This window comes from Curvibacter cyanobacteriorum (genome assembly GCF_028649475.1).
In the GTDB taxonomy this organism is placed as follows: domain Bacteria; phylum Pseudomonadota; class Gammaproteobacteria; order Burkholderiales; family Burkholderiaceae_C; genus Curvibacter; species Curvibacter cyanobacteriorum.
Map to the genome: position 1 here is coordinate 44,591 of NZ_JAQSIP010000012.1, position 15,239 is coordinate 59,829.

At 71.0% G+C, this 15,239-nt stretch carries 14 protein-coding genes; 10 read left to right on the plus strand and 4 right to left on the minus strand.

Features of this window, described 5'->3' with window-relative positions; all coding sequences use genetic code 11:
• Window positions 1-6: 6 nt before the first annotated feature.
• Both PSQ40_RS19500 and PSQ40_RS19505 read left to right on the plus strand, forming a co-directional pair.
• Complete coding sequence (locus tag PSQ40_RS19500; RefSeq protein ID WP_273953554.1) at window positions 7-1,269, plus strand: putative Na+/H+ antiporter; 1,263 nt, start codon at window positions 7-9, stop codon at window positions 1,267-1,269.
• 41 nt (window positions 1,270-1,310) lie between these two features.
• On the plus strand, window positions 1,311-2,582 hold the full coding sequence (locus PSQ40_RS19505) for an SUMF1/EgtB/PvdO family nonheme iron enzyme (protein WP_273953555.1): 1,272 nt from the start codon (window positions 1,311-1,313) through the stop codon (window positions 2,580-2,582).
• 30 nt (window positions 2,583-2,612) lie between these two features.
• On the opposite strand, the gene PSQ40_RS19510 is transcribed toward PSQ40_RS19505, so the two are convergent.
• Together PSQ40_RS19510 and modB are read right to left on the minus strand one after the other, a co-directional pair.
• Window positions 2,613-3,359, minus strand: coding sequence for an ABC transporter ATP-binding protein (locus PSQ40_RS19510; protein ID WP_273953556.1), 747 nt, complete (start codon window positions 3,357-3,359; stop codon window positions 2,613-2,615).
• A gap of 127 nt (window positions 3,360-3,486) precedes the next feature.
• Entirely contained in the window at window positions 3,487-4,149 is a 663-nt protein-coding gene (modB, locus tag PSQ40_RS19515) for a molybdate ABC transporter permease subunit (RefSeq protein ID WP_273953557.1), read from the minus strand.
• A gap of 492 nt (window positions 4,150-4,641) precedes the next feature.
• Between modB and PSQ40_RS19520 the strand changes: the two genes are divergently transcribed.
• A complete protein-coding gene (locus PSQ40_RS19520; protein WP_273953558.1) occupies window positions 4,642-5,634 on the plus strand; it encodes a TOBE domain-containing protein in 993 nt (330 codons plus the stop codon).
• Window positions 5,635-5,694: 60 nt separating this feature from the next.
• On the opposite strand, the gene PSQ40_RS19525 is transcribed toward PSQ40_RS19520, so the two are convergent.
• Entirely contained in the window at window positions 5,695-6,867 is a 1,173-nt protein-coding gene (locus PSQ40_RS19525) for a helix-turn-helix domain-containing protein (RefSeq protein ID WP_273953559.1), read from the minus strand.
• 255 nt (window positions 6,868-7,122) lie between these two features.
• Between PSQ40_RS19525 and PSQ40_RS19530 the strand changes: the two genes are divergently transcribed.
• From PSQ40_RS19530 to PSQ40_RS19560, 7 genes are all read left to right on the plus strand, one after another.
• Window positions 7,123-7,599: a (2Fe-2S)-binding protein gene (locus PSQ40_RS19530; protein WP_273953560.1), complete on the plus strand. Its 477-nt coding sequence runs from the start codon at window positions 7,123-7,125 to the stop codon at window positions 7,597-7,599.
• Between the two features lie 69 nt (window positions 7,600-7,668).
• The gene (locus PSQ40_RS19535) at window positions 7,669-10,047 is read left to right on the plus strand and encodes a xanthine dehydrogenase family protein molybdopterin-binding subunit (RefSeq protein ID WP_273953561.1); all 2,379 of its coding nucleotides are present in this window, start codon (window positions 7,669-7,671) and stop codon (window positions 10,045-10,047) included.
• A 25-nt stretch (window positions 10,048-10,072) separates the two neighbouring features.
• Entirely contained in the window at window positions 10,073-10,864 is a 792-nt protein-coding gene (locus PSQ40_RS19540; RefSeq protein WP_273953562.1) for an FAD binding domain-containing protein, read from the plus strand.
• A gap of 27 nt (window positions 10,865-10,891) precedes the next feature.
• Window positions 10,892-11,788, plus strand: coding sequence for an AAA family ATPase (locus PSQ40_RS19545; protein WP_273953563.1), 897 nt, complete (start codon window positions 10,892-10,894; stop codon window positions 11,786-11,788).
• Between the two features lie 12 nt (window positions 11,789-11,800).
• A complete protein-coding gene (locus PSQ40_RS19550; protein WP_273953564.1) occupies window positions 11,801-12,991 on the plus strand; it encodes a vWA domain-containing protein in 1,191 nt (396 codons plus the stop codon).
• A gap of 50 nt (window positions 12,992-13,041) precedes the next feature.
• Window positions 13,042-13,683, plus strand: a complete 642-nt coding sequence (locus PSQ40_RS19555; protein ID WP_273953565.1) for a CoxG family protein — start codon at window positions 13,042-13,044, stop codon at window positions 13,681-13,683.
• 59 nt (window positions 13,684-13,742) lie between these two features.
• On the plus strand, window positions 13,743-14,840 hold the full coding sequence (locus tag PSQ40_RS19560) for an XdhC family protein (protein WP_273953566.1): 1,098 nt from the start codon (window positions 13,743-13,745) through the stop codon (window positions 14,838-14,840).
• A 129-nt stretch (window positions 14,841-14,969) separates the two neighbouring features.
• Here PSQ40_RS19560 and PSQ40_RS19565 read toward each other — a convergent pair whose 3' ends face one another.
• Window positions 14,970-15,194: a hypothetical protein gene (locus PSQ40_RS19565; RefSeq protein ID WP_273953567.1), complete on the minus strand. Its 225-nt coding sequence runs from the start codon at window positions 15,192-15,194 to the stop codon at window positions 14,970-14,972.
• Window positions 15,195-15,239: the final 45 nt, after the last annotated feature.

The window sequence follows — 15,239 nt, forward strand, 5'->3', positions numbered from 1 at the left end:
GCCTCTTTGTCTTCAGAAGCCCTTCAATGGCTGGCCGCTGCGGTCTTCGCCATCGCCCTGATCCACACCTTTGCCGCCAGCGCGCTGGAGCGTCTGGCCCACCACAGCCCGCGCCATGCGGGTTTGCTGCACCTGCTGGGCGAGGTGGAGGTGGTGTTCGGCTTCTGGGCCTTTGTGCTGCTCGGCCTGATGGCGGTGTTGCAGGGGCCAGCGGCGGCGGTCACTTACGCCGAGTCGCGCCAGTACACCGAACCTTTGTTTGTGTTCGCGGTCATGGTGGTGGCCGCCTCGCGCCCGGTGCTGGAGGCGGTGTCGATGGCCTTGCGGGGCCTGGCGCGCCTGCTGCCCTGGCGTCAGCCCGTGGCCGAGGCCTGGCTGGTGCTGGCCGGTGTGCCCCTGTTGGGCTCGCTGATCACCGAGCCGGCCGCCATGACGATTGCCGCGCTGACACTGGCCGGCACCGTGTTCCGTGCCAGCGTGCCGGAGCGCCACAAGTACGCCGCCCTGGGGGTGTTGTTTGTCAACGTGTCGATCGGCGGCACGCTGACCTCGTACGCGGCGCCCCCGGTGCTGATGGTGGCCTCGGCCTGGCAATGGGATTCGGCTTTCATGCTGCAGCACTTCGGCTGGAAGGCCGCCTGTGCGGTGCTGGTCAATGCCACGGTGCTGACCTGGTTCATCCGGGGTTCGCTGCAGACCGTGCCCTCCGCCCCGCCCAGCGCCGATGCGCCCCCGGCGGTGCCCTGGGTGGTCACCGCGGTGCACGTGGCGTTCCTGGCCGGGGTGGTGCTGATGGCGCACCACCCGGTGATATTCATGGGCCTGTTCATGATGTTCCTGGGCTACACCCAGGCTTACAGCCGTTTTCAGTCCCCACTGATCATCAAGGAAGGCCTGTTGGTCGGTTTCTTCCTGGCTGGCCTGGTGGTGCTGGGCGGGCTGCAGCAATGGTGGTTGCAACCCCTGGTGGCCGACCTGCCGCCCACCGCGCTGTTCCTGGGCGCGCTGGCGCTGACGGCCATCACCGACAACGCGGCGCTGACCTACCTGGGCTCGCTGATCCAGGGCATTTCGGACGTGTCCAAGTACATGCTGGTGGCGGGGGCCGTCACCGGCGGCGGGCTGACGGTGATCGCCAACGCGCCCAACCCCGCCGGGGTGGCCTTGCTGCGCCAGGGTTTTGACGGCGGGGCCATCGGGGCCGGGGGCCTGCTGCTGGGGGCCTTGCCGCCGACCGCGGTGGCCGCCTTGGCGTTCTATTTCCTCTGACCTCATGCTGGCCCCGCAGCCCCCTTGCGCCGCTCTGCACCATGTCTGACAGTGCCCTGAACCCCTCGTCCACGCTGGATTCACCCGCCCTGTGGTCGGCCGGTGGGCCGATGTTGTCGCTGGGCCTGATGGACGCACGCAACCACACCTTGAGCCTGCTGGCGCGCTTCGAGGCCGCGGCGGAGGCGGCAGAGACCGGCCGGGGGCCGGCGCTGGCGCCCGACGCCGGGGCGCCGACGCCGCTGTGGCTGGCCGGCCACGCGGCCTGGTTCGCCGAGTACTGGATCGGCCGCAACACCCGGCGCAGCCTGGGTGTGCTGTGCCCGCCAGACCCGCTGCGCCTGCCATCACTCGATGCCTCGGCCGACCGCCTGTGGGACCCCGCCTGGCGCCGTGCCAGTCCAGCGGCCCAGGCCACTCTGCCCGAGCCCGCGGCGGTGCGGTCCTGGATGCTGGACACCCTGGAGTCCACCCTCGAGCTGCTGGACCGCCTGCCCGCCGACGATGCTTCGTTGTACTTCTTCCGGCTGGCCCTGTTCCGCGAGGACTTGATTGGCGCGCAGCTGGTGCAGCTGGCGCAGCACCAGGGGGTGCGGCTGGACCTGCCCTGGCCCGAGCCGATGAGCCCGCGTGAACCCCTGAGCCTGCCCGCCACGCGTTGGACCTTGTCGCAGCGCGTGGCCGCTTTCAGCCCCGAAGGCCCGCCGGGCGAGTTGACCCTGGCCTTGCCCGAGTTCGAGATCGATGCCCAGCCCGTGAGCTGGGCCCAGTACATCGAGTTTGTCGACGACGGTGGCTACGAGCGCCCCGAATGCTGGCAGCCCGAGGGCTGGGCCTGGTTGCAGGCGCAGCCGCCGGCCCGCCGTCAAGCCCCGCGCCAGGTCCTGAGCCTGGGGGTGGCCCGCCAAGGCGGCAGCGGTGCCGTGCTGCTGCAGCGCTTTGGCCAGTCCATCCGCCTGTCCGGCCTGCACCCGGTGACTCAGCTGAGCTGGTGGGAGGCCGATGCCTGGTGCCGTTGGGCCGGGCGCCGGCTGCCCGACGAGGCCGAATGGGACCTGGCCGCCCGCACCCTGTCGCGCCGCGGTTTCCGCCACGGTGGCGTGGTCGAGTGGACGGCGTCGCGCCTGCACCCCTGGCCGGGCGCCCGAAGCGGGCCCTGGGCCGATTACGCCTGGCCCCTCATGGGGCAGGCGCGGGTGCGGCGCGGGCACTCGCCGGCCCACCGGGCCCGCCTCAGTGACCCGGCCTGGCGCTGGTTTGCCTTGCCCGGGGACGATGCGGACTTTGTCGGCTTCCGTTCCTGCGCGCTTTGACGGGCGTCGCGCCCCGGGCGGGGCCGCGCCTCAAGCCGGGCGCGCCACGTCGCTGACCTGGGGTGCTTCGCCGGGGCGCAGGCGCACCACGGTTTGGGCGAGCTGCGCCACGTCCTGCGGGTCGTGCGTCACCAGCAAGACCGGAATCCGCACCTGCTCCAGCAAGGCCTGCAGTTCATCACGCAGGCGTTCCCGCAGCTCGGTGTCCAGCGCCGACAGGGGTTCGTCGAGCAACAGCAAGCGGGGCTCCACCGCCAGCGCACGGGCCAGCGCCACGCGTTGCCGTTGCCCGCCCGACAACTGGCGTGGCGAGGCCTGGGCCAGCGCCTCGAGGTCAAAGCGGGCCAGCAAGGCGCGCACCCGCTCGGCGGCTTGCGGGGACGCGCGCTGGCCCAGGCGCTGCAAGCCAAAGCCCACGTTTTGCTGCACGTTCAGGTGCGGGAACAGGGCGTAGTCCTGAAACACCATGCCCACCCCCCGGTCGCGTGCCGGCAGGTTCAGGCCCAGTGCACTGTCAAACAGCGCCTGGCCCTGTACCCGGGCGTGGCCTGTGACCTGCCCCGGCGCGCTGAGCCCCGCCAGCGCCTGCAGCGTCATCGACTTGCCCACCCCCGACGGCCCCAGCAGCGCCGTGCGCAACTGGTGGGAGTCAAACGCCACGTCGAGGGTGAACTGCCGCCCCGGGGCCTGTGCCCGCAGCTTCAGGTCCACCGCCAGCACGGGGGGCGGCGCGTCCGGTAGCGTGTGGGGGGAGGGCAGCGGGGGCATGGAGGGCATGGGCAAGTGGGGAATCGGGGGGCTGGAGGACTGGGGGGCGTCGGCGTTGGCGCTGGAGGTGGGGTGACGGCGTGCTGGCTGGACCGTGGAGGGGGGAGCGATGGGTGGGCGTTGGGGGGCAGGCCCCTCAATGCCGGGCCTGCAGCAGGCGGCCTGAGGCCCACAGCACCGCCACACAGACGGCCGAGATCACGCCCGTGAGCCACAGCGCCTGGGCGTCGTGGCCAGCCTGCACCGCGTCGTAGACGGCAATCGACAGGGTCTGGGTCTTGCCCGGCAGATTGCCTGCGATCATCAAGGTGGCGCCAAACTCGCCCATGGCCCGCGCGAAAGTCAGCATCAGGCCCGCGCCGATGCCGCGCAGTGCCAGGGGCAGGGTCACGCGCAGGAACACTTCCCACTCCCCCGCCCCGAGGGTGCGGGCGGCCTGGGCCAGGCGCGGGTCGGTTTCTTCGAAGGCGGCGCGCGCGCCCTTGTAGATCAAGGGCAGCGCCACCACGGTGGCCGCCAGCACCGCGCCTTGCCAGGTGAACATCAGGTTGATGCCCAGCCAACGGTCCAGGTACTGCCCCAGCCAGCCGTTGCGCCCCACCAGCACGATCAGGTAATAGCCCAGCACCGTGGGGGGCAGCACCATGGGCAGCATCAGCACCGCGTCCAAGAGGGCGTGGCCTGCAAAGCGGCGGTGCGCCATCCACCAGGCCAGCGCCAGGCCCAGCAGGCCGGCCGCCAGGGTGGCCAGACCGGCGACCTTGAGGGTCAGCCAGAGCGGGGTCAGGACATCGAGCATGGCGGGTAGACGCTGGGGCATGCCCACCCGGGCGAGGGGTGGACGTTATTCTGAAAATGAATAGCGAAGCTGCCGCGCAGTGTAGCGGTTCTGGCGCGCTCGTGGGGGCGTCCCGGGGCCGCGGCCGCTGGGTTCAATCATCGGTTGGGGTTGGGGTCGGGGTCGGGGTCGGTCGGGTGGGCTGGGCGAGGCGTGCCGCGTCTTGCTGGCCGCGGGCCGCGGGCGCAGTCGCCTCACCAGGCCTGCGTGAGGCTGGGCTCCCGCTGGGCTGGGGGCAGGCCGTTGCAGGCTGCTGCGCTGGTTTGGTGCTGATTTGCCGCGCGACCTGCGGCGGCAGCGCAAAATCGGGGCCGTGTCGCAGTGCTTGGGGCTGCCGCCTCGGCGGGTGGTCTGTGGCTGGTTTCTTGGGGGAGATTGTTCGATGTCGTGTGCCTTTGTCCTGCCGAATCCCGGCGTGCGCAGCCCAGTGGGTCAACCCGGTGGGGCGCGCGCATGAGCGCCGCCCGAGCCCGTGCCACCGTGGCGCTGACGGCCTCGGCCTCGGCCACGGCGGCGGATGCTGCACCAGCCGCTGCCCCAGCGCCGCAGTGGGCCCAGGCGCTGGGCCATGCCGCGAGTGACAAGCGCCTGGACATTCTGCGCGGCATCGCCCGCAGCGGCAGCATTTCGCAGGCCGCCCGCGAGGCCGGGGTCAGTTACAAGGCCGCCTGGCAAGCGCTGGACACCCTGAGCAACCTGGCCGGCGTCGAGCTGGTGCAGCGGGCGGTGGGCGGGGCCGGGGGCGGGGGCGCCCGCGTCACCGACGCAGGCCTGTGGCTGCTGCAGGCGGCCGAGGCCCTGGACCAGGCCCGCCAGACCGTGCTGGCCCGCCTGCCCCCGTTTGGCGAGGGTGCGCCGAGCACCGCCGGCGTGGCCCCGACCGCCCCCGTGGGCCTGGCCGCCCTGGGCTTGCGCACCAGCATGCGCAACCAGGTGCCGGCCCAGGTGCTGGGGCTGCGCCGGGTTGGCGCGCTGGTCGATGTGACCCTGGGTCTGGCGGGCGGTCTCACCCTGTCGTCCCGCCTGACGCGCGAGAGTGCCGAGCTGCTGGGCTTGCAAACCGGCCTGGCCGTGCAGGCCCTGTGCAAAGCCACAGCCGTGCGCATCGAGGCCGTGTCGGGCGAGGCGTTGGGGGGCGTGCGCCACAGCGCGGCCGACACCGGCCTGGAGGCCCCTCAGGGGCCGGGCGGCGACGCGGCGCACGAGGCCACCGCACGGCCCGAGCCGGGGCCCGACACACCGGCCGACGAGGCCGATGGGCTCAGCGGCCTGGTGGGACAGGTCTTGCGCGTGGCACGTGCGGGCGAGGCGCAAGAGGTGGTGCTGGCGCTGCCGGGGGGCTTGCAGTGGGTGGGCTTCACGGCCCCCGGGGTCTCGCTGCGGCGGGGGCGGCTGGCCCGGGCGGTGCTGCACGCGTCGGCGGTGGTGCTGGCACTGGGGGCTTGAGGCCTGCCTGGTGTCGGGGCGGGGCGCGGTCTGCGGCCCGGCGGTGGCGGTGGGGCGTCGTCAGCGCGCCGGCCCGCCGCGGGTCGCCAGCTTGCGGTAGACCGTGGCGCGGCTGATGCCCAGGCGCTGGGCGGCCTCGGCCACATTGCCCCGGGCATCGTCCACCGCTTGCCGGATCAGCTTGGCTTCGAGGTCCTTGAGGCCGTGTGCCCCGGGCAAGGTGGCTGGTGGGGGGGCGGCGGGCGCACTGGGGGCGTGGTGCTGGCGCAGGCGGGCCAGGGTCTGCACCCGCAGGCCCGACCACAGGGGCAGGTCCTGTGCGGGGGCCTCGCGTTGGGCGTGGTCAAACAGCAGGCCCCAGGGCAGGGCGAACAGGTCGCTGGCGTGCAGGCGCTGCCCCGTCGGCCGCAGCGGCTGCGGCAGCATCTGGCGCGCGGCTCCATTGCTGCCCAACACCAGGCCGTCGGCATCCAGGCACAACAGGCCATCGGATTCGTTGGGCGCGCCGTCGACCATCGGGGTGCCGGGCCAGTTCAGGCGCAACAGCAGTTGCCAGGGGCGTTGCAGGGTCAGCGCGTCTTCGATGTGGCGGGCCGCGCGGGCCGCCAGGTGCCGCAGCTCGGGGCGCTCGGGGACCTCGACCCCCGTCAGGTCCAGCATGCCGACGCAGTCGCCCTCCGGCCCGAACACCGGGGCGCCTGCGCAGCTGTAGATGCGGTTCTCGTGGAAGAAGTGCTCGCCCTGGTGCAGCCAGACGGGTTGCAGCTCGGTCAGCGCGGCTCCGATCGCGGTGGTGCCCACGGCGCGCTCGGACAGGTCCACCCCGACGCGGGCCAGGGGGGCTGCGGGGCTGCGGGCCTCGACCGGGCCCTGGACTTCGACCACCACGCCCTGGGCATTGGTCAGCAGGCTGAAGTAGCGGGTGCCCGCAATGGTGCGGGTCAGCTGGGCCAGCACCGGTCGGGCCGCGTCGATCAGGGCCTGGTTGTCCTCCCGCACCTGGCGTTGCCGGGTCGCGTGCAGGGGGTCGAAGTCGATCTTGTCGCTGGGTTGGCGGCCGGCGGCCAGGCAGCGTTGCCAGGAGCGGGTGATCCAGGGCTCCAGCGCGGCTGTCGCCCCCCCGAGCGCTGGCGCCGCCGGGCCTGTGGCGGCTTCGTCGAGCCAGACGGCACGTGCCTGGCGGATCAGGGCCTGGCGCTCATCGTGGGCTGGGGACGGGGTGGCGGTGTGCATCGGGTGCTGTGGGCTTGGGATCGGTGGGCTTGGGATCGGTGGGGCTGGCAGATCGTGGGGCCCCGTGGCGCGGGTGTCTCGCCCTTGTGGACGAACACAGCAGCCGTTGGGCGGCCGCTCGGCTGGGGCAGCGTCTCATTTTGAGAATATCCCGCGCCCAGCGCAATCACCCTAGGGTTTTGCCTAGACGCGGTGGGGGCGGGCTCCGAAAAAGATGGCGGCTGTTGTTTGATCCCTTCCTCAAGGAGTCCGTCCATGCAGGTTCAACTCAAAGTCAATGGCCGCGCCACCAGCGTTGACATCCCCCCCAACACCCTGCTGGTCCAGTTGCTGCGGGAATCCCTGCAACTGACCGGCACCCACGTGGGCTGCGACACCAGCCAGTGCGGCGCCTGCACCGTGCTGCTCAATGGCCGGGCGGTCAAGTCCTGCTCGGTGCTGGCGGCTCAGGCCCAGGGCGCCGAGGTGACCACCATCGAAGGGGTGGCCGCCGCCGACGGCACCATGCACCCGATGCAGGCCGCCTTCAAGGAATGCCACGGCCTGCAATGCGGCTTCTGCACGCCGGGCATGGTGATGAGTGCGCTGGACCTGTGTCAGCAGCACCCCCAGGCCAGCGACACCGAGATCCGCGAACAGCTCGAGGGCAACCTGTGCCGCTGCACCGGTTACCAGAACATCGTCAAGGCCGTGGTGCAGGGGCGCGAGGCCATGGCGGCCGGCGCGCGCTGAGTCCGCTTTCGCAGGTTCGCTTCTTGTGGGGCCCTGTGCCCCGGTTCCAGAACAGCAGGAGACAAAGACATGGGTGCCTCTGATTTCGCCAACCTTCCCCACATCGGCGCTGCCGTGCGGCGCAAGGAAGACTACCGCTTCCTGACCGGTGCCGGTCAGTACACCGACGACGTGGTGCTCGCCGCCCAGGCGCATGCGGTGTTTGTGCGCTCGCCGCACGCCCACGCCCGCATCAACAGCATCGACACCGCGGCGGCCAAGGCCGCGCCCGGCGTGCTCGACGTGTTTGTGGGCAGCCAGGTGGCGGCCGACAACATCAACGGTCTGCCCTGCGGCTGGCTCATCACCAGCACCGACGGCCAGCCGATGAAAGAGCCGCCACACCCCATCCTGGCCCAGGGCAAGGTGCGCTACGTGGGCGACCATGTTGCCATGGTGGTGGCCGAAACCCTGCAACAGGCGCGTGACGCGGCCGAGTTGGTGGCGGTGGACTACGACGTGTTGGACGCCGTGGTCGATGTGCGCGACGCGGCCACGGCGCGCGCGCCGCTGCACGACATCGCCCCCGACAACCACTGCTTCAAATGGGCCATCGGCGACAAGGGCGCGGTGGACTCGGTGTTCGCCCAAGCGGCCCACATCACCAAGCTGGACCTGATCAACAACCGCCTGGTGCCCAATGCCATGGAGCCGCGCGCGGCGATTGGCTCCTACAGCCGCGCCAACGATGAATACACGCTGTACGTGTCCAACCAGAACCCGCACGTCGAGCGCCTGCTGATGACGGCCTTTGTGATGGGGCTGCCCGAGCACAAGGTGCGCGTGATCGCCCCCGACGTCGGCGGCGGCTTCGGCTCCAAGATCTACCTCTACGCCGAGGACGTCTGCCTGACCTGGGCCTCCAAGAAGCTCAACCGCAACATCAAGTGGGTGGCCGACCGCAGCGAGGCGTTCTTGTCCGACGCCCACGGGCGCGACCACGTGAGCCACGCCGAGATGGCGATGGACGCCAACGGCAAGTTCCTGGCCATGCGCGTGCACACCGATGCCAACCTGGGCGCCTACCTCAGCACCTTCGCCAGCGCGGTGCCCACCATCCTGTACGCCACGCTGCTGGCGGGCCAGTACACCACGCCGCAGGTCTATGTCGAGGTCGACGCCTGGTTCACCAACACGGCGCCGGTCGATGCCTACCGCGGGGCCGGCCGCCCCGAGGCCACCTACCTGCTGGAGCGCCTGGTCAGCCGTTGCGCCTGGGAGCTGGGCCTGAGCCAGGCCGAGATCCGCCGGCGCAACTTCATCACCACCTTCCCCTACCAGACCCCGGTGGCGCTGCAGTACGACATCGGCGACTACCCGGCCTGCCTGGCCCAGGCCGAGCAGCTGGCCGACGCGGCCGGCTTCGAGGCACGCAAGACCGCCAGCGCCGCCAAGGGCCTGCTGCGCGGCATCGGCTACAGCAGCTACATCGAGGCCTGTGGCATTGCGCCGTCCAACATCGCCGGGGCGCTGGGCGCGCGCGCCGGCTTGTTCGAGTGTGGCGAGGTGCGTGTCCATCCCACCGGCAGCGTGACCGTGTTCACCGGCTCACACAGCCACGGCCAGGGCCACGAAACCACCTTCGCGCAGGTGGTGGCGGCACGCCTGGGCCTGACGCCCGACCAGGTGGATGTGGTGCACGGTGACACCGGTCGCGTGCCCTTTGGCATGGGCACCTATGGCTCGCGCTCGATCTCGGTCGGTGGCGCGGCCATCATGAAGGCGCTCGACAAGATCGAGACCAAGGCCAAGAAGATCGCGGCCCACCTCATGGAGGCCAGCGACGCCGACATCGACTTTGCCAACGGCGAGTTCACCGTGCGTGGCACCGACAAGAAGGTGACCTTCGGCCAGGTCGCGCTGACCGCCTACGTGCCGCACAACTACCCGCTCGACAAGCTCGAGCCCGGCCTCAACGAGACCGCGTTCTACGACCCGACCAACTTCACCTTCCCGGCAGGCACCTACATCTGCGAGGTCGAGGTCGACCCGGCCACCGGCGTGGTCAAGGTGGACCGCTTCTCGGCGGTGGACGACTTTGGCACCATCATCAACCCGATGATCGTCGAAGGCCAGGTGCATGGCGGGCTGGTGCAAGGCATTGGCCAGGCCCTGATCGAGAACTGTGTCTACGACCGCGAGACCGGCCAGTTGCTGACCGGCAGCTTCATGGACTACGCCATGCCGCGTGCCGACGACTTCCCCGAGTTCAAGCTGGGTCATGTCTGCACGCCCTGCACCCACAACCCCCTGGGCACCAAGGGCTGCGGCGAAGCCGGCGCCATCGGCTCGCCCCCGGCGGTCATCAACGCCGTGCTCGACGCGCTCAAGCCGCTGGGCGTGAAAGACCTCGACATGCCGGCCTCGCCGGCCCGTGTCTGGGCCGCCATCCAGCAGGCCCGCGCCTGAACCGCCCCCTTCCAGGAGACGAACCATGTACGCATTCACTTTTGAAGCCCCCAGCACTGTGGCCGCTGCGGCCGCCCTGGCCCAGGCCGGCGGCAAGCTGCTGGCCGGTGGGCAGAGCCTGCTGCCCTCGATGAAACTGCGCCTGTCGGCGCCCGAGCAGGTGGTCGACCTGAACCAGGTGGCCGGCCTGAGCGGCATCCGCCGCGAAGGCAACAGCTTTGTCATCGGCGCCATGACCCGCCACATGGACGTGGCCGCCCACGCCGAACTGCAAGCCGCCATTCCCGCGCTCGCGGACCTGGCCGCGCACATTGGCGACCGCCAGGTGCGGGCGCGCGGCACGCTGGGCGGCTCGGTGGCCAACAACGACCCGGCCGCCTGCTACCCCAGTGCGCTGCTGGGCCTGGGGGCCACGGTCATCACCGACCGCCGCGAGATCGCGGCCGACGACTTCTTCCTGGGCATGTACACCACGGCCCTCGAAGACGGCGAGATCATCACCGCGGTGCGCTTTCCCATCCCGCGGCGCGCGGCCTACCTGAAGTTCAAGCAGGCCGCCTCGCGCTTCTCGCTGGTGGGGGTGTTCCTGTCCCAGACCGACGCCGGGGTGCGGGTCGCCATCACCGGCGCGGCGAGCGCCGTGTTCCGCCACGCCGGGCTCGAAGCCGCGCTCAACCAGAGTTTCACGCCGGAGGCGGCCGCGGCGGTCAAAATAGACCCCAGCGACCTCAACACCGACATCCACGCCTCGGCCGCCTACCGCGCCAACCTCATCAGCGTGCAAACGCAGCGTGCGGTGGCCCAGTTGCTGGCCTGAGGCCCTGACCCCGGAGAACCTCCAGCCTTGTTTGCTTCCATCGACGCGCTTCAACAGGCCCTGGCGGGGGTCGGCTACCTGGCAGACCGCCGTCTCTCGACCTCGGTCTTCCTGGCCCTGCAACTGCAGCGGCCGCTGCTGCTGGAAGGGGAGCCCGGGGTCGGCAAGACCGAGCTGGCCAAGGCCTTGTCGGCGGTGCTGCAGCGTGACCTGATCCGCCTGCAGTGCTACGACGGCCTGGAGCAGCGCGAGGCGCTGTACGAGTGGAACTACGCCGCCCAGCTGCTGCACCTGCGCGCCGCCGAAGGCCGCTCGGGCGCGCTGGCGGGCGAGTTGGAGCGCGAGGTCTACCAGGACCGCTACCTGATCCGTCGACCGCTGCTGCAGGCCCTGCAGGCGCCGGCGCCGGGGGCTGTGCTGCTGATCGACGAGGTCGACCGTGCCGATGAGCCCTTCGAGGCCTTTTTGCTCGAGTACCTGGGCGAGTACCAGGTCAGCATCCCTGAGCTCGGCCCGGTGCGCGCCCAGCACAAACCGGTGACCTTGCTGACCAGCAACCGCACGCGCGACCTGCACGATGCGGTCAAACGCCGCTGCCTGTACCAGTGGCTCGACTACCCCGAGCGCGAACGCGAACTCGCCATCGTGCGGGCCCAGGTGCCCCTGGCCAGCCAGGCCCTGGCCGAGCAGGTGGCGGCCTTTGTCGCGCGCCTGCGCAGTGCGCCGTTCGCCAACGCTTTTCAGCGGGCGCCCGGCATCGCCGAGAGCGTGGAGTGGGCGCGCGCCCTGGTCGCACTGGACACCCTGGTGCTCGACCCCGAGGTGGTGTCCGACACCGCGGGCATCCTGTTCAAGCAGCGTGAAGACGTGGCCGCCCTGACGCCCGAGCTGGCGGGCACCCTGCTGCAGCCCGAAGCGGGCTGAGAGGCCGCGCCCATGAGCCTGCCCCGCCTGGGCGATGCCCGCCACGGCAAACTGCTCGACAACCTGAGCGGCTTCGGCCGCGCCCTGCGCCGCGCGGGCGTGCCGATGGACGCCTCGCGCATGGCCCTGGCCGCCGACGCCGCCACACGGGTGGACCTGGGCCAGCGCGAGGACCTGCGCGCCGCCCTGGCCTGCGTGCTGACCAGCCGGGCCGCCGACCGGGCCTTGTTTGACGAGCTGTTCGACGCTTATTTCCGCGACCCCGACATGGCGCACAAGCTGCTCGCGCAGATGCTGCCCACCGCCCAGGGCCGCGCTGAGGCCTCGCGCCGACGCCCGCGCGTCAACGAGGCGCTGTCGCCCCCCAAGCCACCGCCGCTGAGCGCGCCACCCAGCGCCGACCAGCCCATCGAGCTCGATGCGGCCATGACCGCCAGCACGTTGCAGCGCCTCAAGCAGGCTGACTTCAATGCGCTGTCGGGCCGCGAATACCAGTTGGTGGAGCGCTTGGCGCGCGATGTGGCGCTGCCCCTGCCGCGCTTTGCGAGCCGACGCAGCCGACCCGGGCCCCAGGGGCCGCGCCTGCACTGGCCCGGGGTCATGCAGGGCGCCGCGCGCACCGGGGGCGAGTTGGTGCAGCTGCCGCGCCTGAGCCGGCGCCTGCAGCCCCTGCCGCTGCTGGTGTTGGTCGATGTGTCGGGCTCCATGGAGCGATACGCCCGCTTGCTGCTGGCCTTTTTGCACGCGGCCACGCGGCGCTTGCCGCGGCGCGATGTGTTTGCCTTTGGCACCGCCCTGAGCGACCTGACCCCCGCGTTCCGGCTGGCCGACACCGATGCCATGCTGGCCCAGGCCAGCGACACCCTGCGCGACTTCGCGGGCGGCACCCGCCTGGGCGAATCCCTGGCCCAGCTGCGCCAGCGCCACGCGCGCCGCCTGGTGGGGCGCCGCACCCTGGTGCTGTTGATCAGCGATGGCCTGGACACTGGCGAGCCCGAGGCGCTGGGGCAGGAACTGGCCTGGCTGCGCCGCCACTGTGGGCGCCTGCTCTGGCTCAACCCCTTGCTGCGCTTCGAGGGCTACGCACCGCTGGCTCGCGGGGCCGTGCAGCTGCACGCCCACGCGCATGGCATGCTGGCCGTGCACAACCTGAGCCGGCTGGAAGACCTTGCCAGCAGTCTGGCTGCTGTGCTGCGCCGCTGACCGATTTTTGATTTTTCCGTTTCAATCCAGCCCTTCCCGAGGAACCCACCATGGAAATGCAAGGCAGCCGCCTCCTGGCCATCACCCAGCAACAAGCCTGGGACGCGCTCAACGACCCCGAAGTCCTCAAGCTCTGCATCCCCGGCTGTGACAAGGTCGAGCCCACCGGCGAGCAGCAGTACGCGGTGGGCATGGCCTTGAAAATCGGCCCGGTGTCCGCCAAATTCAGCGGCAAGATCACGCTCAGCGACATCGTCCCGCCCGAGAGCTACACCATTGCTTTCGACGGCCAGGGCGGAGTGGCCGGCTTTGGCAAGGGCCAGGCCCAGGTCAAGCTCAGCCCGCAGGCCGGCGGCTGCGAGCTGGCTTATTCGGTGCAGGCGCAGGTGGGCGGGAAGATCGCCCAGTTGGGCCAGCGTTTGATCGACGGGGCCGCCAAGGGCATGGCCGAAGATTTCTTCAAGCGCTTTGACGACGAGATGCAGCGCCGTTACCCGGCGCCCGAAGCCGCCCCCGACGTGGTGGCGGCTGAGGCCGAAGCCGCGCCCGCCGAGGGCGCAGCCGCGGCAGGCGCAGCCCCCACGACGGCGGGGGCTGGCGGGGCGGCGCCGTCCGCCGGCTCGGGGGTGCCCGTGTGGGCGTGGGTGGCGGGCGCGGCCGTGTTGGCCGGCCTGCTGCTGTATTTGAGCTGAGCGTGCAATGGCGCGCGGGAGGCTGAGGCCGACCGCGGCGCCTGTGAACGAGGTGAACGATGGAAAACCTGGATGTGGTGGTGCTGCGCAAGCTGCACGAATGGCGTGCGGCGGGGCTGCGCGCCATGCTGGTGACGGTGGTGCGCACCTGGGGCTCGTCGCCCCGGCCGGTGGGCTCCATCATGGCGCTCAACGAGCAGGGCTCGGTGGTGGGGTCGGTGTCGGGCGGCTGCATCGAGGACGACTTGATCGACCGCCACACCCGCGCCTACGCGGGGCCAGCCGGCGAAGCGCGCCATGCCCACAGCCTGCCCAGTGGCCCGCCGTCCCTGGTCAAGTACGGCATCAGCGCCGACGAAGCGCACCGCTTCGGGCTGCCCTGTGGTGGCACGCTGGAGCTGCTGTTGGAGTTCGACCCGGCCCCGGACGCCCTGCAGGCGCTGATCGCCCGGCTGGAGGCCGGTCAGTTGGTGCAGCGCCGCGTGCGACTGGCCGACGGGCAGGTCAGCCTCAGTGTGGCCGAGGCCCCAACCGAGCTCAGCCTGGACACCGAACACCTCTGCAACACCTTCGGCCCCGAGTACCGCATGCTGCTGATCGGTGCAGGCCAACTGGCCGAGTACCTGGCCACCATGGCCTTGTTCAGTGGTTTTGCGGTCACCGTGTGCGACCCGCGTGAGGAGTACCGTGGGGCCTGGAGCGTCGCCGGGGCCCGGGTGGTCAGTGACATGCCCGATGACGTGGTGCGGGCCTTCAAGCCCGACCGGCGCAGCTGCGTGGTGGCCCTCACGCACGACCCCAAACTCGATGACCTGGCCCTGCTGGAAGCGCTGGAGAGCGAGGCGTTCTACGTTGGCGGCATTGGTTCGCGGCGCAACAACGAGGCGCGGCGCGCGCGCATGATCGAGCACTTTGACCAGACCGAGGCCAGCCTGGCGCGCCTGCGCGGTCCGATTGGCATCTACATCGGCAGCAAGACGCCGCCTGAGATCGCGGTCAGCGTGATGGCCGAGATCCTGGCCGTGAAGAACGGGGTGACGCTGCCGCGCGACATGGCGGTGGCGCAGGCCAAGAACGAGCGCGACTGGCCGCACAACGCGCCCGCCGGACCGGTGTGCGGCGTGCCCCTGCCGGACCCTTTGGCCGCCCAGGCCTGAGGTGCCCCGCGTTGGGGGCGGTCCGGCCAGGTCCCGCTGGCCAGACCGGTACCGCCCGCCCAGCGCCACCGCACTGCGGGGTGGTGGCGTGCCCTCCAGCCAGCCGGTGGGCTGGCCCGCCGGTGGCCGTCAACCGTAGTTGGCGATCCACTCCAGGCCCTGGGCGTGGGCCGCGGCAATGGCCGCTTCGGCGCTGGTATAGTCGCCCCGGCGCACGGCGATGTCGCGCGAGCGCGTGGGCCAGACTTGTTTGGTGATCACCAGCAAGGGCACAAACTCGCCGCTGTCCAGCGCTTTGGCACTGCAGCGCAGTTCGTAGTTCTCGTGCTGGTAAATCGTCGTCGCTTCCGTCATCGCTGCCATCCTGCTCCGAAAGAAGCCAGTATGCACCTCGCGCGT

What these genes read in the sequence shown, in the direction of transcription:
- PSQ40_RS19535 (WP_273953561.1), top strand. Translation starts at nt 7,669, where the DNA reads ATGGGTGCCTCTGATTTCGCCAACCTTCCCCACATCGGCGCTGCCGTG.
- PSQ40_RS19540 (WP_273953562.1), top strand. Translation starts at nt 10,073, where the DNA reads ATGTACGCATTCACTTTTGAAGCCCCCAGCACTGTGGCCGCTGCGGCC.
- modB (WP_273953557.1), bottom strand. Translation starts at nt 4,149, where the DNA reads ATGCTCGATGTCCTGACCCCGCTCTGGCTGACCCTCAAGGTCGCCGGT.
- PSQ40_RS19520 (WP_273953558.1), top strand. Translation starts at nt 4,642, where the DNA reads ATGAGCGCCGCCCGAGCCCGTGCCACCGTGGCGCTGACGGCCTCGGCC.
- PSQ40_RS19505 (WP_273953555.1), top strand. Translation starts at nt 1,311, where the DNA reads ATGTCTGACAGTGCCCTGAACCCCTCGTCCACGCTGGATTCACCCGCC.
- PSQ40_RS19525 (WP_273953559.1), bottom strand. Translation starts at nt 6,867, where the DNA reads ATGCACACCGCCACCCCGTCCCCAGCCCACGATGAGCGCCAGGCCCTG.
- PSQ40_RS19510 (WP_273953556.1), bottom strand. Translation starts at nt 3,359, where the DNA reads ATGCCCTCCATGCCCCCGCTGCCCTCCCCCCACACGCTACCGGACGCG.
- PSQ40_RS19550 (WP_273953564.1), top strand. Translation starts at nt 11,801, where the DNA reads ATGAGCCTGCCCCGCCTGGGCGATGCCCGCCACGGCAAACTGCTCGAC.
- PSQ40_RS19565 (WP_273953567.1), bottom strand. Translation starts at nt 15,194, where the DNA reads ATGACGGAAGCGACGACGATTTACCAGCACGAGAACTACGAACTGCGC.
- PSQ40_RS19530 (WP_273953560.1), top strand. Translation starts at nt 7,123, where the DNA reads ATGCAGGTTCAACTCAAAGTCAATGGCCGCGCCACCAGCGTTGACATC.
- PSQ40_RS19555 (WP_273953565.1), top strand. Translation starts at nt 13,042, where the DNA reads ATGGAAATGCAAGGCAGCCGCCTCCTGGCCATCACCCAGCAACAAGCC.
- PSQ40_RS19560 (WP_273953566.1), top strand. Translation starts at nt 13,743, where the DNA reads ATGGAAAACCTGGATGTGGTGGTGCTGCGCAAGCTGCACGAATGGCGT.